Source organism: Acinetobacter sp. YH12072 (assembly GCF_013419565.1).
Classification (GTDB): domain Bacteria; phylum Pseudomonadota; class Gammaproteobacteria; order Pseudomonadales; family Moraxellaceae; genus Acinetobacter.
Genome location: NZ_VOZV01000004.1, coordinates 1 through 16782 on the forward strand (window position 1 = coordinate 1; position 16782 = coordinate 16782).

The 16782-nt window shown below is 42.5% G+C and carries 18 protein-coding genes and 1 pseudogene; 10 read left to right on the top strand and 9 right to left on the bottom strand.

Annotated elements, in window-relative coordinates; all coding sequences use genetic code 11:
- Positions 1–146, top strand: a pseudogene (locus FTU19_RS02805) (IS4 family transposase); the annotation flags it as partial.
- A 60-nt stretch (positions 147–206) separates the two neighbouring features.
- Here the strand turns inward: FTU19_RS02805 and FTU19_RS02810 are convergent.
- Positions 207–1316, bottom strand: coding sequence for an HPP family protein (locus FTU19_RS02810; RefSeq protein ID WP_034704289.1), 1110 nt, complete (start codon positions 1314–1316; stop codon positions 207–209).
- 198 nt (positions 1317–1514) lie between these two features.
- On the bottom strand, positions 1515–2342 hold the full coding sequence (locus FTU19_RS02815) for a transglutaminase family protein (RefSeq protein ID WP_180011900.1): 828 nt from the start codon (positions 2340–2342) through the stop codon (positions 1515–1517).
- Between the two features lie 314 nt (positions 2343–2656).
- On the opposite strand from FTU19_RS02815, the gene glyQ reads away from it, so the two are divergent.
- Together glyQ and glyS are read left to right on the top strand one after the other, a co-directional pair.
- Positions 2657–3646, top strand: coding sequence for a glycine--tRNA ligase subunit alpha (gene glyQ / locus FTU19_RS02820; RefSeq protein WP_005232423.1), 990 nt, complete (start codon positions 2657–2659; stop codon positions 3644–3646).
- On the top strand, positions 3646–5715 hold the full coding sequence (gene glyS / locus FTU19_RS02825; RefSeq protein WP_180018246.1) for a glycine--tRNA ligase subunit beta: 2070 nt from the start codon (positions 3646–3648) through the stop codon (positions 5713–5715). The genes glyQ and glyS overlap by 1 nt, the downstream gene beginning before the upstream one ends.
- A gap of 41 nt (positions 5716–5756) precedes the next feature.
- Here glyS and FTU19_RS02830 read toward each other — a convergent pair whose 3' ends face one another.
- Positions 5757–7514 (bottom strand): DUF262 domain-containing protein, encoded by a 1758-nt coding sequence (locus FTU19_RS02830; protein ID WP_180018244.1) that lies wholly within the window; start codon positions 7512–7514, stop codon positions 5757–5759.
- A 158-nt stretch (positions 7515–7672) separates the two neighbouring features.
- Between FTU19_RS02830 and FTU19_RS02835 the strand changes: the two genes are divergently transcribed.
- The 3 genes from FTU19_RS02835 (at position 7673) to FTU19_RS02845 (ending at position 9404) form a co-directional block, all read left to right on the top strand.
- Complete coding sequence (locus FTU19_RS02835; RefSeq protein ID WP_180011895.1) at positions 7673–8062, top strand: hypothetical protein; 390 nt, start codon at positions 7673–7675, stop codon at positions 8060–8062.
- A 235-nt stretch (positions 8063–8297) separates the two neighbouring features.
- A complete protein-coding gene (locus FTU19_RS02840; protein WP_180018241.1) occupies positions 8298–8777 on the top strand; it encodes a hypothetical protein in 480 nt (159 codons plus the stop codon).
- A 108-nt stretch (positions 8778–8885) separates the two neighbouring features.
- Entirely contained in the window at positions 8886–9404 is a 519-nt protein-coding gene (locus FTU19_RS02845) for a hypothetical protein (RefSeq protein WP_179992852.1), read from the top strand.
- A 38-nt stretch (positions 9405–9442) separates the two neighbouring features.
- Here FTU19_RS02845 and FTU19_RS02850 read toward each other — a convergent pair whose 3' ends face one another.
- The 3 genes from FTU19_RS02850 to FTU19_RS02860 form a co-directional block, all read right to left on the bottom strand.
- Entirely contained in the window at positions 9443–10396 is a 954-nt protein-coding gene (locus tag FTU19_RS02850) for a 2-hydroxyacid dehydrogenase (RefSeq protein ID WP_004781778.1), read from the bottom strand.
- Positions 10397–10488: 92 nt separating this feature from the next.
- Entirely contained in the window at positions 10489–10683 is a 195-nt protein-coding gene (locus tag FTU19_RS02855) for a hypothetical protein (RefSeq protein WP_005232434.1), read from the bottom strand.
- Between the two features lie 122 nt (positions 10684–10805).
- The gene (locus FTU19_RS02860; protein WP_180018238.1) at positions 10806–12077 is read right to left on the bottom strand and encodes a hypothetical protein; all 1272 of its coding nucleotides are present in this window, start codon (positions 12075–12077) and stop codon (positions 10806–10808) included.
- Between the two features lie 113 nt (positions 12078–12190).
- On the opposite strand from FTU19_RS02860, the gene FTU19_RS02865 reads away from it, so the two are divergent.
- The gene (locus FTU19_RS02865; protein ID WP_180018236.1) at positions 12191–12967 is read left to right on the top strand and encodes a class I SAM-dependent methyltransferase; all 777 of its coding nucleotides are present in this window, start codon (positions 12191–12193) and stop codon (positions 12965–12967) included.
- 15 nt (positions 12968–12982) lie between these two features.
- Positions 12983–13561, top strand: coding sequence for a hypothetical protein (locus FTU19_RS02870; protein ID WP_005232438.1), 579 nt, complete (start codon positions 12983–12985; stop codon positions 13559–13561).
- 83 nt (positions 13562–13644) lie between these two features.
- On the opposite strand, the gene FTU19_RS02875 is transcribed toward FTU19_RS02870, so the two are convergent.
- The gene (locus tag FTU19_RS02875; protein WP_180018234.1) at positions 13645–14847 is read right to left on the bottom strand and encodes a TIGR03862 family flavoprotein; all 1203 of its coding nucleotides are present in this window, start codon (positions 14845–14847) and stop codon (positions 13645–13647) included.
- A 3-nt stretch (positions 14848–14850) separates the two neighbouring features.
- Complete coding sequence (locus FTU19_RS02880) at positions 14851–15495, bottom strand: SAM-dependent methyltransferase (protein WP_180018252.1); 645 nt, start codon at positions 15493–15495, stop codon at positions 14851–14853.
- An 84-nt stretch (positions 15496–15579) separates the two neighbouring features.
- On the opposite strand from FTU19_RS02880, the gene FTU19_RS02885 reads away from it, so the two are divergent.
- A complete protein-coding gene (locus FTU19_RS02885) occupies positions 15580–15756 on the top strand; it encodes a DNA gyrase inhibitor YacG (RefSeq protein WP_166138045.1) in 177 nt (58 codons plus the stop codon).
- A 154-nt stretch (positions 15757–15910) separates the two neighbouring features.
- Positions 15911–16093 (top strand): hypothetical protein, encoded by a 183-nt coding sequence (locus FTU19_RS02890; RefSeq protein ID WP_159123930.1) that lies wholly within the window; start codon positions 15911–15913, stop codon positions 16091–16093.
- Between the two features lie 33 nt (positions 16094–16126).
- Here the strand turns inward: FTU19_RS02890 and FTU19_RS02895 are convergent, their stop codons facing one another.
- Entirely contained in the window at positions 16127–16771 is a 645-nt protein-coding gene (locus FTU19_RS02895) for an MBL fold metallo-hydrolase (protein ID WP_180018232.1), read from the bottom strand.
- Positions 16772–16782: the final 11 nt, after the last annotated feature.

A 16782-nucleotide genomic window follows, 5' to 3' on the forward strand; every position in this document is an offset into this window, starting at 1 on the left:
ATTTAGGAAAAACAGGTTGGACAGTTCAACGTTTACTCAGAATAATTCAAGTGAATTTGTTTGAAAGAAGAACTTTAAAAGCTTTATTTTCACCCGATAAAATACCCATAAAACAAGAGGAAGCTCAAATGAGCTTCCTCTTGTGAAAAATTGTGGGACAGCAGTGACCCGAGGGTGCTTTTTTTTCAGAACTATTCAAAACAGCTTTAAGCTCTCATTTTAAAATGGTTCAGTTCCTGATTCAGGGCAGCGATAATATCTGCGCGGCTGATAATTCCGACCAGACGCTGCTCACTCACTACCGGAATATAGTTAAAGGAACGCTCCACAAAATAGGGCACCAGATCCTGAATCGGCTGCAATGGCTGCACTGTGACTACCTTGCGGGTCATAATATGTTTGACCTGATGTTCCCAGCTGCTGCGCACATCTGCAGCACGTTTAAACCATTCTACCACCTGATACATGGCCAGCGTTCCCACCAGCTTGCCTTCCGCATTAACCACCGGCAGGCTCATCAGGTTCATTTCTTTAAATTTATCCAGTGCATGCTGAATATTATCATTGGCATGCAGGGTCACCACGTCTTTAGTCATAATGTCCTGACAGGTAAACTGGTTGACCGCACGGGCATTGGCTCGGTCCTGAGCTTCCAGAATAATCTTTTGCAGGTCATATTCACTAATGTCCAGCAGCTCGGTTTGCTGATCTAGTACTTCCTGAATATCTTGCGGCTGAATAGTGACTTTCTGGGTCGGGGTCGGATCTTTGGAACGGGTATTCAATTGCGCCTGCTGCGGATAACGCTTGCCAATCATTCGATTAAAGACGATCGCAATTACCATCAATAAGATCGAATTCAGCAGCACCGGATAGAAAACGAAAGCATAGCCGAGTTCATGCACCGCATTGCCGCCGAGTACCGCCGTAATAGCCACAGCACCACTCGGTGGATGCAGGGAATCGGTGGTCATCATCAGGATAATAGCCAAAGCTACCGCTAGACTAAAAGCTTCCGTCGGACTGGCAATAAACAAGGCACAGGTCACACCCACTACCGCAGCAATAGTATTACCTACCAGAATATTCCAGGGCTGTGCCAAGGGACTGGCCGGAACTGCAAACAGCAGCACAGATGAGGCCCCCATCGGCGCAATATACCAGGCTTCAAAATCACCCAGAATCCATAAACTCAGTAATGATGATACCGTGAGACCCAGTAGTGCCCCAATACCGCAGAGTAAACGGTCTTTGAGTGGAAGAACTTTAAAATTCGGTTTTAAGGTATTGAGCCAGTCGAGATTGGAATGGAACACGGCGCGCCTGATTTTAATGTTTACAGATTTTGCGCATTATAAAACTAGTCGCTTTAAAGATGTATTTATTTTATATCTTTTAATTACACTTAAATGGATGCTGTTTAAAAAGCTAAGTCACACACCAGAGAAAAACCATCCATCTAGTCCTATTTTACTATTCAATCTCTCATAGGATTTTCAATAAGATCATTCATGTCAGGTGATTTTAGTCTCAGCTTCGCTATGAGAACCAGATTTAATCAGAGGTTCGATTTTGAGCAGCTCGACCTGACCATAATAGGTTGAAAATGCTACATCTCCGGCATCTACCCCGGTGCCAATGCGAATCAGCTCGTCGACCGGAGCCAAACGGGTCGGATCAAACTGTACCCACCCGCCTTCCAGATAGGCTTCAAAAATGGCATGAAAATCGGGTAAAAATTTTTCAATTTTCACATAACCGACCACCATGCGTGCCGGAATTCCTAAAGCACGGCACAGCGCAATGCCTAAATGGGCAAAGTCACGGCATACCCCTGCCCGGTGGATCAGTACATCTGTCGCAGTCGTAAACTGATCAGAGCAGCCAGAGACATAAAAAATATTGTTATAAATCCACTGTTCAATGGCTTTTACACGCGTATAGCCGGGTGTCACCCAGCCAAATGAGCGTTTCGCCATTTCAAGTAATAAATCTGAATTGCAATAGCGGCTGGCCAGCAAATAAGGTAGTACTTCATCCGGCAGGTCTGGAATTTTGACTTCACTCAAGTTTTGCCTCAGATCATTCGGAATGCTCGGCTGACGGGTAACTGTCGCGCTATAGTTCAGTTCAAATGCCTCACAGGGTTCGAGTTGCAACCGGATATGACGGTTTTGATGCTGAGCATCCTGAAATTCATGCCACTTGACCGGCATATTCATAGTGAGCTGTTCTCCGAGAATATTCTGATCGGGATGATGGGCGACCTGAACCATAAAAATAAATTCGGTAGGTTGCACAATCTTGTATTTTAAATGGCACTGAATTTGGTAAGTGGTCATGAAGTTCCTTATTATTAGGCATTATTATATTGTGTGAAGATTAAACTAATTCTAAGACCGCAATCGTATGAGATCAGTTTAACTTTATCGTGCTTCAGTGAACAGGATGCTATACATCTGATTTATTCCTGATTTTTGGATCTCATCCTATTGCTATTCCAGCATAAAATTGCAGCAAAGCCGCGCAAAATCTGGCATGAATGAAGACCATTTTAATTTTTTCCAAAATATTTTCAGCGTATTAACCCTTTGCCACTCCCCTGTAAAATCCTTATAATCAAGCACAATTTTTCTCTAATTTTAAGTGGATGACCATGAGTCGCGCCATATCGCATATTGATACCTTCCAAGGCTTAATTCTTGCCTTACAAAACTACTGGGCGGAGCAAGGCTGCGTCGTGTTACAGCCTTACGACATGGAAATGGGTGCAGGGACATTCCACACTGCAACTTTCCTTCGTGCGTTAGGTCCCGAAACCTGGAATGCTGCTTATGTTCAGCCATCACGCCGTCCGAAAGATGGTCGTTATGGTGAGAACCCGAACCGTCTGCAACATTATTACCAGTTCCAGGTTGTGCTTAAGCCAAACCCGGACAACATCCAGCAGCTTTACCTAGATTCTTTAAAGGCAATCGGTATTGATCCTTTAGTTCACGACATCCGTTTCGTGGAAGATAACTGGGAATCTCCAACACTGGGCGCATGGGGTCTAGGCTGGGAAGTTTGGCTGAACGGCATGGAAGTGACTCAGTTCACTTACTTCCAGCAAGTCGGTGGTGTTGAATGCTACCCAGTAACCGGTGAAATCACTTATGGTCTGGAACGTCTGGCGATGTATCTGCAAGGTGTAGACTCAGTTTACGATCTGGTTTGGACCAAAGGTCAGTTCGGTACTGTGACGTATGGCGATGTGTTCCATCAAAATGAAGTAGAACAATCGACTTATAACTTCGAATATGCACCAGTAGAAAAAATGTTCGAACTGTTCGATTTCTACGAAGCTGAGGCGACCCGTTTAATCGAAGCTGAACTGCCATTACCTGCTTATGAGCAAGTGATTAAAGCATCACACAGCTTTAACCTGTTAGATGCGCGTGGCGCGATCTCTGTGACTGAACGTCAGCGTTATATTCTGCGTGTGCGTACTTTGGCACGTTCAATTGCGACCAGTTATGTAGCAGCACGTGCGAAACTTGGTTTCCCAATGGCAGAACCTCACCTACGTGACGAAGTCCTGGCTCAGCTTAAAGCTCAAGTAGAAGCAGAAGCGGCTCAAGCAGAAAAATCAGCGGAGAACAAATAATGTCTAAACATACAGTTTTATTTGAACTTGGCTGTGAAGAACTTCCTCCAAAAAGCCTGAAAAAATTACGTGATGCTTTAAAAGCTGAAACTGAAAAAGGCTTAAAAGATGCGGGTCTGGCTTTCGATGCGATCGAAGCTTATGCAGCGCCACGTCGTCTGGCACTTAAAATCGTAAATGTTGATGCTGCTCAAGCGGATACGCAAAAACGTTTTGACGGTCCTGCTGTGCAAGCGGCTTATGATGCTGAAGGCAAACCAACCAAAGCACTTGAAGGCTTTATGCGCGGTCAAGGCATTACGGTTGATCAGGTGTCTACTTTCCAGGCCGGTAAAGTTGAAAAAGTCTGCTACCTGAAAGATGTGAAAGGCCAAAGTCTGGACGTTTTACTGCCACAAATCCTGCAACATGCTCTGGATCAATTGCCAATCGCAAAACGTATGCGTTCTGCAGCTAGCCGTACTGAATTCGTTCGTCCGGTGAAATGGGTGGTCTTGTTAAAAGACAGCAATGTGATTGATGCAACCATTCAGGATCATAAAGCAGGCAACGTGACTTATGGTCATCGTTTCCATGCGCCTGAAGCGATTATTCTGGCCAATGCAGATGCTTATCTGGATGCCCTGCGCGCTGCGAAAGTGATTGCGTCTTTTGAAGAGCGTCAAGCAATCATCGATCAGCAAGTCAAAGCGCTGGCTGATGAAGTGAATGCGATTGCCATTGTTCCTGCGGATCTGCGTGACGAAGTCACTGCTCTGGTTGAATGGCCAGTTGCTCTTCGTGCCAGCTTTGAAGAACGCTTCCTTGCAGTTCCTCAAGAAGCACTGATCACCACGATGCAGGACAACCAGAAGTATTTCTGTCTGGTGAATGCTGAAAACAAATTACAGCCTTACTTCATTACCGTTTCAAATATTGAGTCTAAAGATCCGACTCAAATCATTGAAGGTAACGAAAAAGTAGTTCGTCCGCGTCTGTCAGATGCAGAATTCTTCTTCCTGCAAGATCAGAAACAACCGCTTGCGTCTCGTAAAGAGAAACTGGCCAACATGGTATTCCAGGCACAACTGGGTACTTTGTGGAACAAGTCTGAACGTATTGCCAAACTGGCTGTCGCGCTTGCTCCGATTACCGGTGCCAAAGCTGAAGATGCTGAAAAAGCAGCTTTACTTGCAAAATGCGACTTAACTTCTGAGCTGGTCGGTGAATTCCCGGAACTTCAAGGGATCGCGGGTACTTACTACGCACGTCTTGAAGGCGAAAATGATGAAGTGGCTGAATCTTTAGGTGAGCAGTATTTACCTAAATTCGCGGGTGACGTTCTGCCTAAGACTAAAACTGGTACAACGATTGCTCTTGCGGATCGTTTAGATACCTTGACTGGTATTTTCGGTATCGGTCAGGCACCAACAGGTTCTAAAGACCCATTTGCGCTACGTCGTTCTGCGATTGGTATCCTGCGTCTGGTGACTGAAAATGAACTGGATGTTTCAATCGAAGACCTGATTAAGCTGGCTCTAGCTGCTTATGGCGATGTTTTGAAAGATCATGACAAGACTTTGGCGGATGCAGTTGCATTCCTTGAAGGTCGTTACCGTGCGAAATATGAAGACCAAGGCGTTGATGTTGACGTGATTCAGGCTGTTCAAGCGCTGTCACCAAAATCTCCGCTTGATTTTGACAAGCGTGTAAATGCCGTTAATCACTTCCGTGCATTGCCTGAAGCGGCTGCTCTTGCTGCTGCGAACAAGCGTGTTGCCAACATTCTTGCCAAAGAAGCTGCACCTGAAGGTGCTGTGGTTGAAGCAAATCTGGTTGAAGATGCTGAAAAAGCATTATTCGCTGAACTTGCGAAAATCACACCAGTGGTTGAGCCGCTATTTGCTTCTAAAGATTACACTGCTGCGTTGTCTGCATTGGCTGCCCTACGTGCGCCAGTGGATGCGTTCTTTGACGGTGTAATGGTGATGGCAGATGATGCTAAACTAAAAGCAAACCGTTTACGCCTACTTGCTCAGCTTCGTGACCTGTTCACTAAAGTTGCGGATATTTCGGTGCTTCAACACTAAGTTCTGATTCATCAAAAAACCCGCTTTAGAGCGGGTTTTTTTTAAATTTTTGTTATTTCATAAACTTTCTTAGAAAGCCTATCTAATCTAGCCTCAATTTCTTGATCTGTTCCTTTAAAATTGTATTCAAGTAAATTTTGTAAAAATGGATATTGCTTATCTCTTAGAATAACCATTTTGTCTTTAATAGATTTATTCGCTAATTCGTTACTATTTATAGTTGTAGAAACCAAGATTAAATTCCCAAATCCACCAACTATCTGTTCTTTTCCAAGATTAATATCTTTAAGAGTAGATTGAGAAACTAAATGCTCTATTGTCAGAGATTCATAATCTAGATTTAAAGCCGGATTATTCTCTTCCATTAATAGAGTAAATACATATTTAATAATATTACGATTTCTTGTCTGATCTGAAAGATAAATTAGTTGCTTAAACTTGACATCAAACTCATCAAATTTCGGCATCTTTTCAGATACATGTTTATGTAAATTATTATAAAATTTTTGAAAGGAATCATTATCCACTACTGATTTAAGCTCTAATGCAAGTTTTGAATAACCTGTTGCAATAGAACCAGATGAGCGCTTTGATGCTATAGCATTATATTGAAAGTGAAAATATTCGATTAACTTTAAAGATTTCTTAAGATTTTTAAGTGTTATATTTTCACTTTTATAAGCAGCCAATAGTGCTAATACTAGAGATGATTGTTGTCTAACATTAAAAATTCTTAAACCATTCAAACTGTTTCTAACACCTGACATTTCTTTAGTAGTAATTGTTGAGTTTGGCATTAGCATTTGTAAATAGTATTCTGAATATTGTCCCAGTTCATTCAAAATTTTTTGAGCATTATTTTGATCAGCATTTATATACTTTTTAACTTTAGCAAAGAGTTCTTTTTCAGTTGTATATTCTCTATTGGCTAACCAATAATGTACGACATAGTTATCAACTACATCTGTACCTGATTTAGATAATTTATTAACAATTGAATTCCAAGCTTCTTTAGGTTTATCAACACTTTTACTACTCGACTTTATTTTCTGAAGTAATAAATTTTTAATTAAATCAGAAACCCGAAGGTCTTTACCTCTTGCATTAAGAGTCTCGAAAATAAGATAGGCATCTTCTTCATTATCTAGATTAATAAAAACTAATTTAAGTGAACGAATTTTGTCACGTATATTACGTAAATACTCTGTCACTTTCTTCTGATCATCTTCCTCTAACGAAAAAGTATATTTTTTATCTTTTAACTTATCGAATTCATACTTCCTTTTTAACGGTAAGTTAGTCAGCTCTTTTATTAAATTACTTTCAATACGATCAAAGGCATTTTTTAAGTTTTGCTCTTCTACCCCTATATCATTGTCAGAAACTATAATTTCATCAGGGTAAGCTTGAATCTGAGAATGAAAATATGGGAAAGAAGTTTCAGCATTAAGAATATATTCATTTTCATAGTCTACATTTTCTCTTTCAATAAACTGATGAATACCTTTTGCTAGATTATCATTACCTAATCTAAAAAAAGCATTCCTTAAAGCGGCTAACATTAGAGTAATTGTGGTTAAACGTTGCTGACCATCAACGATTCCGTAATAAGGCTTATTTATTTGGTATGCAACCATTGAGCCAATAAAATAATCATCAGTAGAGCCGTTAACTACATCATCCCAAAAGGTTTGTACTTCATCTAACTCCCATGAGTATGGTCTTTGAAAACGTGGTATTTTGAAATAACCTAAATTGAGTATGTCCCCAATATCCTTATCAGCTGCATCAATCTTCATTTTCAAAACCTTTTTATATTAAATATTCTGTTAACTTCTATCATTATAAAGTTAAATCTAAGAAAAATTCATACTTACTAATTAGCCTATAATACTATAGGCATATCCCTATATATTTCATATACTCACCCTAACAACACTCAACAAGAAAGAAGCGCATGAAATTTCAAACACTCATTATGACGACTCTTGCGGGTATCGCACTTACAGCATGTACATCTCAACCGACCATTCCACAGCTGGAACTGGGTGTATTACAGGAAGTACAAAATCTCGAAGTTATTCCAGAAACAACCAACAATAAGGCGAAACTGACCAAATTCCTCGACAAATGCGTGATTGAATTTACTGGCGACATCGGCAACAACCGTTCAGTTGAACAATGGTCATTTAAAGGCCTGACCCTGATTGATGCCGGTTCAGCAACTTTCCAGCGTGACGGTACCAGCACGGCACAAAAATTTGACCTGCACGATACGGCAGTACAAAAGAACTTTGTAATTCTGCGCAATCATTTTGCTAAAGATGCCCTAACTCAATGTGATTAAATAGATCGCCCTGTTTTTATAATGAAAATAGGGCTATTTATTTGAATGAACAGAAATTTAATCTTTCCTCTGATTTGACCTGCTCTTTCTTTCTCTTAAAAATTATAAAATCCTCGTATGGAACTACGCTGGACCTATACTCTCTTCACAGCTTATTCATTGTTTTTGGCTGATTATCCGTTACACTGAAAACCAAACTCAGACCGCTCTTTGACGAATTCGAGGTCGATCCATAATGAATATCAAAACCCCAATTATTTTAACGACAGCTTTAATGTTCTGCGCACCTGTATTTGCACAGACCGAAACCACTCAGACCACCAAACCGATTGCGCCTTATGGTGAGAATCCGAACCTGCTGCATGTGTTTGCCTATAAAGCACAGGAAGGTGTTATCAATACTGCTGAAAAAGTAGGTGAAGTCACTGAAAAAGGCATTGCCAAAATCAAACCGGGTGTAGACCGTGCCTGGGGCAATACCAAGTCTGCAGCATCAGATACCATCCAGAAAGTAGATGAGGGTGCGACTCAGGCAGCACAGCAAACGGGTCAGAAAATTCAGCAAACCCGAGAAGTCTGGCGCGGCAATTCACAACAGGCACCGATCGTGCAGCAGCCTTTGAGTCAGCCATCTACCGCAACTCAAAATTCATCGGTATCACAGCCCCAGTCAAGTTCCGGTACAGCGACCAGTTATGCAGTAGATGATCTTTAAATCATCGCATTGAAAAAAGCCCATTACGGGCTTTTTCTTTTAAGCATTGAAGATAGTTGAGTCTTTCTTTAGACTGAACTCAAATAAAATCATGAGAAGATAATAAAAATGAAAAAAATTCTCCTCAGCTTTATCGCCGGCATTCTGTGTGGTGTAGCCATCCTGTACATCACTTTACTGGTTTCAGGTGAAACCGTGACCTCAATTGCTGCGATTGATGATGAATTATCCTCCATCCCGAGCCTGTCTAGTGCGAATCCTTATAACCATAAAACCGAAGGCGAAAAAATCCAGCATATAGAACACTTGGAGGAAGCTGAATTTAGGCCCGCCTCTGGCAATAATGCCGACCTGTATCGGATCAAGGATATGTGTAAATTAAGAATCGGGACTCAAGGAGATGACATTTATAGCTATCGAACTGCTTATTTTTCGCAGAATCATCTGATTTATATGTTTGAAACCCATTATCGAACATCTTATGACAAGCGTCCCGATGAACGGGTACCCGAATTTAAGCGCGTCTATCAGGAAATTATATTTAACCCCCGGTCTGCACTGGTTCAGAGTGAATTTTTAAAGCTATTAGATAAATATATTACGCCAGAAAACCGAAAAAAATGCTGATCGAATTTAATCAGCATTTAGTTTTTATTTGGCAGTTTTTAATTTACCTGACGGATAGGCCGGCCTTGCTTAAAGGCTTCTACATTTTCCACCATCTGATCCACAATGCGTTGACGCGCATCAACGCTGCCCCAAGCATTGTGCGGTGTAACGATCAGGTTAGGAATTGAGGCATCGAGCAATACATTTCCCTCTTTCGGAGGCTCCACGGTAAGCACATCCGTCGCAGCACCGGCAATTTTGCCTTCGCGTAAGGCCTGAGCCAAAGCCTGTTCATCGACGATTCCACCACGCGCACAGTTAATTAAAAATGCACTTGGTTTCATCGCGTCCAATTCGGCATGACTGATTAAATGACGGGTATCTTCCGTTAAAGGGCAATGCAGGCTTAAAAAATCCACTTGTGGCAATAACTCTGCAAATGGAATACGGGAATCATCTGCTGGACGGTTGGGCAAAGCTGCAATCAGTACTTTCATGCCAAAGGCTTCTGCCAGTCTGGCAACTGCATGGCCCAGCTCACCATAACCAACAATACCTAAGGTCTTGCCTGCCAATTCTACAATTGGCGCACCCAATAGACAGAACTGGCTGGCCTTTTGCCATTCGCCCTGCTGTACTGCACGTTGATAGGTTAAAAATGAAGTGGCCAGATTGAGCATCAGCATAAGGGTATGCTGAGCGACGGCAGAGGTGCCATAAGCCTGACAGTTACACACCACAATGCCACATGCCTTGGCCGCAGCCAGATCGACATTATTGGTGCCCGTAGCAGAAATCAGGATCAGTTTCAGTTGAGGGCATTGCTGGATGGTTGCCGCGTCAATCATGACTTTGTTGGTAATGATGACATCGACATCGGCCACACGAGACTGAATCTCTGCAGCCGATGTGGCCGGGTATAAGACCAGCTGATCAAATACTGCATGTAGTGCCTGAAAGTCCAAATCCTGTTGGTCTAAAGAAGCATAATCTAAATAAGCGGCTTTCATGGCGCTACCCTCAACCTTGTTTGACAATTTATTTTGATTGCCATTTAAAACAAGTCCTGCAGGGTTTTCAAGCAACTTACTGTCAGAAGTGGTTAATCTACAGACTTATCAATATGGTTACGCAGAGAACGGCGCACCTTATAAATCACATATACACTGAGAAAGATCAGAAAAATAAGAGAAGAACTGAGCAAGATCACTGCAGGATGCACACTTTCCGCGTGTGCAAAATTAGGCAGCATCAGTCCAAGAATAAAACAAATACTTGTAACTTGTTTGGATTGCATATATTTACTCCCTTGTCATATAAACAACCGGGAGCGGTGTGACTATTTTTCATACCGCCTAAGACCATATTAGGCCTTAGCAAACATAAGTCAAGTATTTGTTTTTTAGATAAATTTTTTGGTTAGTTCATTTCACTTCGTGTCACAAACTGTGTATTTTTGTCACTTGCGTCAACGAAACCGGAAGCGCCGTATTCATCTGTATGCAAATTCAGATGTTTATAGCTGAACATATAAAAATCAGCATAGCGTTTCATGATAATCGGATGCATGCCTACATTTAATTCATCCTGCTCCTTGACCAGTTTCATAATATGCCGATCATTCATCACTACCAGATAACGTTCATCATTCAGATTGATGGTCAGCAAGCCATTACCTTTGGCATAGATTGGAATCAGGAATTTATGGTTCAGTGCAATCGCATCACCGGTATAGCTTTCGATCTTGTTGCTGATCACATTAAAGACCAGTGCATGTCCATAGGCATCCAGCAATAACTGGCGCTTTTCCTGCGGCAGATTGACGTGAATTCCGAGCTTAAGCAGATCCTGCTGATCGACCTGTTTATTACTCAGCAATTCACGCAAAATCACCTGTTTTTGCGCTGCATCAAAAAATTGGGTATCCAGCAACAGATCATTATTTTTCAGGATACGCCCTAAAGCAAAACGATGCCTCGGCAAGATATTCTCAATCACCTTACGATAATAGAACTTGCTGTTTTTCTTGACCCGACGCATTTTCTGGTAGAAATAACTTTCATCATATTCATGCAATAAAAAGTCATACAGCAGCTCGGAGCTGGCCAGAACAGCGATGGCGTCATGGCCGGTAAATGGCAGATGCAGTACATGATGCTGCGGAAGTACGGCTTCTAGTTTCAGGTAATGTACCCGGTCTTCGGTGCAATACGGGTCATATACCAGAATATATTCCCGTTCCGGACTGACATCTTCTGCCTCAATCCGCATGCCTTCATTCAGCTCGGGCTGGTAAAACATGTTGTAGCGGGCATCTTCGACATCTTCCGGATCAATCGAATATTGCGGCACCATCGCGACCACTCGCTGAACATTCAGCAGATTGGAATATTTAATCGCAGCATAGCCACCCATGGAGCCACCATAGGCAATGCGCTGCTGAAACGGTGCAATCAGCTCGGCAATGGCTTGCAACATGTTCCACATGGAACTTTTTGGAAACCAGGATTTATGTTTGGGCATGATTCCCAAAACATTAAATTCAAATTTCGCTAATGATTTTTCGGCATTGATGCTCAAGCCCTTGGCACGGGTAATCAAATCTCCAAATGAAAAAATCAATTCTGAAGATGACCCCGGCATAAAAATTGCGCGTATATGCTCATCTTCAAAAACAATCTGCTTATCCATAACTTTCCCGTGCTGGTGAATCTAACTTTTCGGCAACAATTCACTCAATGAATAGGGCCGAAAAAGTGAATATGCTATTTTATATCGATGAAAAAGATTAAAAAGCGCAAAATATGACACAATCACTGCATCCTGCAGCTCAACAAGGGTTTAGTACAGCGGCTGAGCTTTATCAGCAGGTACGCCCTGACTATCCGGCAGATCTTAGCCCATGGCTTGCCGAGACACTGTCATTGCCTGTAGATGCAGATCTTGTTGATTTGGGAACAGGAACAGGTAAATTTATTGCCTATTTGCTTCCACTCAGCAGCCACATCACCGCCATTGATCCTGTCCCTGAAATGCTGGCCCAGTTAAAACTGGCACATCCGGATATTCATACCCTTGAAGGGATGAGCCACCAGCTTCCCCTGCCCGATCATAGCGTGAATGCCGTGTTTTGTGCACAGTCATTTCACTGGTTTGCCAATCTAGAGACCTTAAAGGAGCTGGATCGGGTACTTAAACCTCAAGGCTTTCTGGTATTGGTCTGGAACCAGCGTGATATCACAGTCGACTGGGTCAAAGCTCTGGCAGATTGCATTGCACCACTGGAAGGCGATACACCACGCTATCATAGTGGTGCCTGGCGTAAAGTATTTGAAGAACAGAATCTCTTTCAGCCTTATGCTGAAACGCAAATGCAACAGCTACAGCATGGCCCTGTCGAGCAGGTGGTTTCCAAACGCTTATTGTCAACCAGCTTTATTGCGGCACTACCAAAAGAACAGCAACAGCAGCTCAAGCAGCAATTCGAACAAATTATCAAAAACTATACGGACAAGGGTGCAGAAGATATGATTAATTTCCCTTATGTCACCTATGTTTATGTATTCAAGAAAAATAATTAGGAACAGGATTCAATCATGCACACGATTCAATTGATGTCACGAACTGCACTTTTCACTGCCGCCATGTTTTTGATGGCCTGTGACCAGAAAAGTTCACAATCTGTAGAACAGCAGGCAACGGAAGACTCTGCATCAGAGGAAATCATGCAGGAATTGAAAACTGGACCCGTGAAAAACTTCCCTAAAACGGAAGATGATCCCCATGATATTGCTGTCTTGAATGACTATGAAGAACGTTTCCAGGAAATGAGCGCGGATCTGGAAGCTGAGCTCAATGGCATGCGCAATGATGACAATCTGACTCCGGAATTTGTCCAGCAACGTCAACGCGATCATGTCCAGTCTTCGCTAAATATGCTCAAAGATCTGGAGCTTAAAACTGAACAGGGCCGTTATATTCAGGGTTTGATGTATCAATACTGGGAACATCAGGAAAAACTGGTGAATAGTCCGAAATCTCAGGCCTCTACCGTAAATGAAGCCAGTGAAAATGTAAAAGGTCTGGGCAAATATCTACATGCCCAAGAGCAACTGGAACGCTGGCGTTCGCAATATCCGGAGATGACCACCGCAAATAAAGCCCCAGCACAATAAATAATACATTTCAGGAAGCGGACGCTTCCTGAAATTTTATATGCAGTTCTAAGATTTAACTTTCACTTTCTGAAGAATGCGTATTATTGAGCTTGAACTAAATATTGCTGCACCCCTTCTGCGGCTGCTCGTCCAGTGGCAAAACAGGCTGTCAGCAAGTAACCCCCTGTAGGCGCATCCCAGTCCAGCATCTCACCACATAAGAACACATGTGGATTGGATTTAAGCTGAAGCTGCTCTGACAGAACCTCGCGTTTAACACCACCTGCACAGCTAATCGCTTCCTGTATAGGACGGAAACCTGTTAATGGTACTTTCAGGTGTTTTACCTGTTGTGCTAATTCAGTAGCAATTTGCCAAAGCGATTTTGGTACCAGTTCACGCACCAGAGCAGCTTTTGCACCGTCCAGACCTGCTTTTCGCCAGATATTATTCAAAGACTGCTTTTTACTTGGCTGTAATTTTTTAGCCAGCTGCTCTAAGGTTTGATCCGGAAAAAGATCCAGATTCAGCTGCATTGGCTGACCCTGTTTCAGCTGTTGACGCAGTCCCCGGTCCTGTTTATAGATTAGACCACTTTCCAGACCATAGTGACTGATCACGATATCTCCCATGGTCTTGTCACCGCCATCAACCCAAGCCTCGACCCGTTTTAGGGGCTGACCGAAGATTGGCTGCATAAACTTAGACCATGGATATTCCACACCCGCATTACTGGCTTGGAAAGGTTCAATCTCACTGCAATCAAGCCATGCTTGCCATTTCCCATCACTGCCGAGTTTTGACCATGACACTGCACCACAAGCCAAAACAATCGCATCAAAGTTTTCTGTGAATGCGCAATCATTTTTTAAATCATGGATCTGTAGCTGATGATTTTTCAGATCTAGAATTTGATGACGATAATGAAATTGTACCCCTTGCTCAGTTAAACGTTTTAACCAGACACGCAATAGTGGAGCGGCTTTCATTTCTGTAGGAAAAACTCGACCTGAAGAACCAATATAAGGTTCAATGCCAAGATCTTTCATCCAGTTTTGAATCCATATCGCATCCCAGCGTTTGATCCAAGGTTCTAACCAGTCTACCTGATCATAACGCTGCACAAACTGCTCGACGGGTTCGGCATGAGAAATATTTAGGCCGGTTTTCCCAGCCATCAGGAATTTACGGGCAGCCGAAGGCTTCTGTTCAAACACATGAACTTCATAATCAGACTGGCTCAGAACTTCTGCAGCCATCAAGCCTGCCGGGCCAGCACCCACAATTGCAATGTGCTTCCTCATGGCTTATTCCGCTGAACTCGCATTCTGCCCTTGTAGCGGCTGAAACTCATCAAAACGTGTTGTATAGCCTTCCGGTTTACTAATAATCAATTGCTGGCACAACTCACCACGCTCTAGATATTTAATTTCAAAATGAGTTCTTGCCGAGTCTTGGCCAATGACTTCTTTAACGAAAGGCAGCTTCCACAGGTTTTGAACCTGCTGCTCTGCCTCCTCAATATATTCAGGAATGTTACTCGCTAAAGTGATCGTGCCACCAGTTTTTAAACGCGATAATAAAAACTCAAAAAATGGCATATTCAACCAGCGCTGTGCCGGGTTATGCGGCTCAGGGTTCGGATATAAAATAAAAAACTGTTCGACTTGCGCTGGATAGAGAGCATGCACAATCCAAGGCAAGGCATCGGCATGAACTGTCTGTAAATTCGGTTGTCCTTCCAGCGCATGCTGTTTTTGCATGGCTAAAAATTTCTCTCGAGTTCGCTCGATCGCAATCAGCTCGCTGTCTGGATTGATCTGGGTAAAGAGCAATGCGTGTTTACCTTTGCCCGCACCGATTTCCACACAAACCGGTTCAGAACTGATACTTTGGAAATCACGAGGCGCATGCATACGCTGTGCTTGAAATTGACGAATCGACATAATCAGATCAAACTAATAAAAACTGTATAAGTCTAACAAGTGCAGTTATATTTGCCTAATCGAAGCTTTATTTTTCTAGGGAGTGCGCTGATGTCAACCACTTTAAAATGTCCACGCTGTGGCAAACTGACCACTTGGGAAAATAATGAATTTCGTCCTTTCTGCTCGGAACGCTGCAAAATGATTGATCTAGGCGCTTGGGCCAGTGAGGAATACAAACTGCCAACCCAAGATGCTCCCGCAGCTGAATCTTCTGAAGAAGACTGAACCTTTTAAAATATCCTATCACATTAAGCATATCCTAAATAATCACATGATTTTTATAAAAGGCTTGTAGAAAACCAACACAAGTTAACAGCACATATGCCAGTTTAATACTATGTTCTTACGCAGAAATATCACATTATTTTAGAGCAAGAACATGGGCTACATTATTCTAAAGATCATTTTAATTGGGGTAGGAATACTTGCGATATTGTCATTAGGAATAGGCATTTTCCAGCAGGATGGCTTATTTATTATTGTCGGTGTTCTGCTTGTTATTATGACTTGGCTGATCTATGCACAAACCCGTCAGTCTTTAAATAATCCTTTTAGCAAATAAAAAAGACCAGCTAGGCTGATCTTTTCAACTACTTTAACCTGCTTTTCCTGCAACGAAAGGGTTATGCTGCTTTTCAAAACCAATATTGCTGATCGGACCATGTCCTGAAATAAACCGGGTTTCATCCGGCAGGCTAAAACATTCGCGCTGGATTGAATCGAGTAACTGCCGATGATCGCCACGCGGGAAATCTGTCCGTCCAATTGAGCCTTTAAACAGTACATCCCCTGTCCATAACAAAGCATGATTCTTGTTATAGAACATCACATGACCTGGAGTATGGCCTGGGGCAAAACGTACTTCAAACTCTTCATCACCTAGCTTGAGAACTTCTCCACCTTCCAGCCATTGCGTGACTTCTACTTTTTCCGGAATCGGAAAACCGTAACGGGCAGACACTTCCTGAATCATATCTAGCCAGAATGCATCGTCCTTATGCGGACCAATCACCGGCACATCCCAAACTTTTTTTAAAGCACCAACTGCCCCAGCATGATCGAGATGACCATGAGTCAACCATAAAGCCTTGACCGTTAAGCCCAGTGCTTCTACTTCCGCTTTTAATTTTTCAGGTTCGCCCCCTGCATCAATCAAAACAGCCTCTTTACTGTCGCTATCCCAAAGAATCGAGCAGTTTTGCTGAAATGCAGTCACAGGAACAATTTTGACTTGTAACATAGGATAAGAAA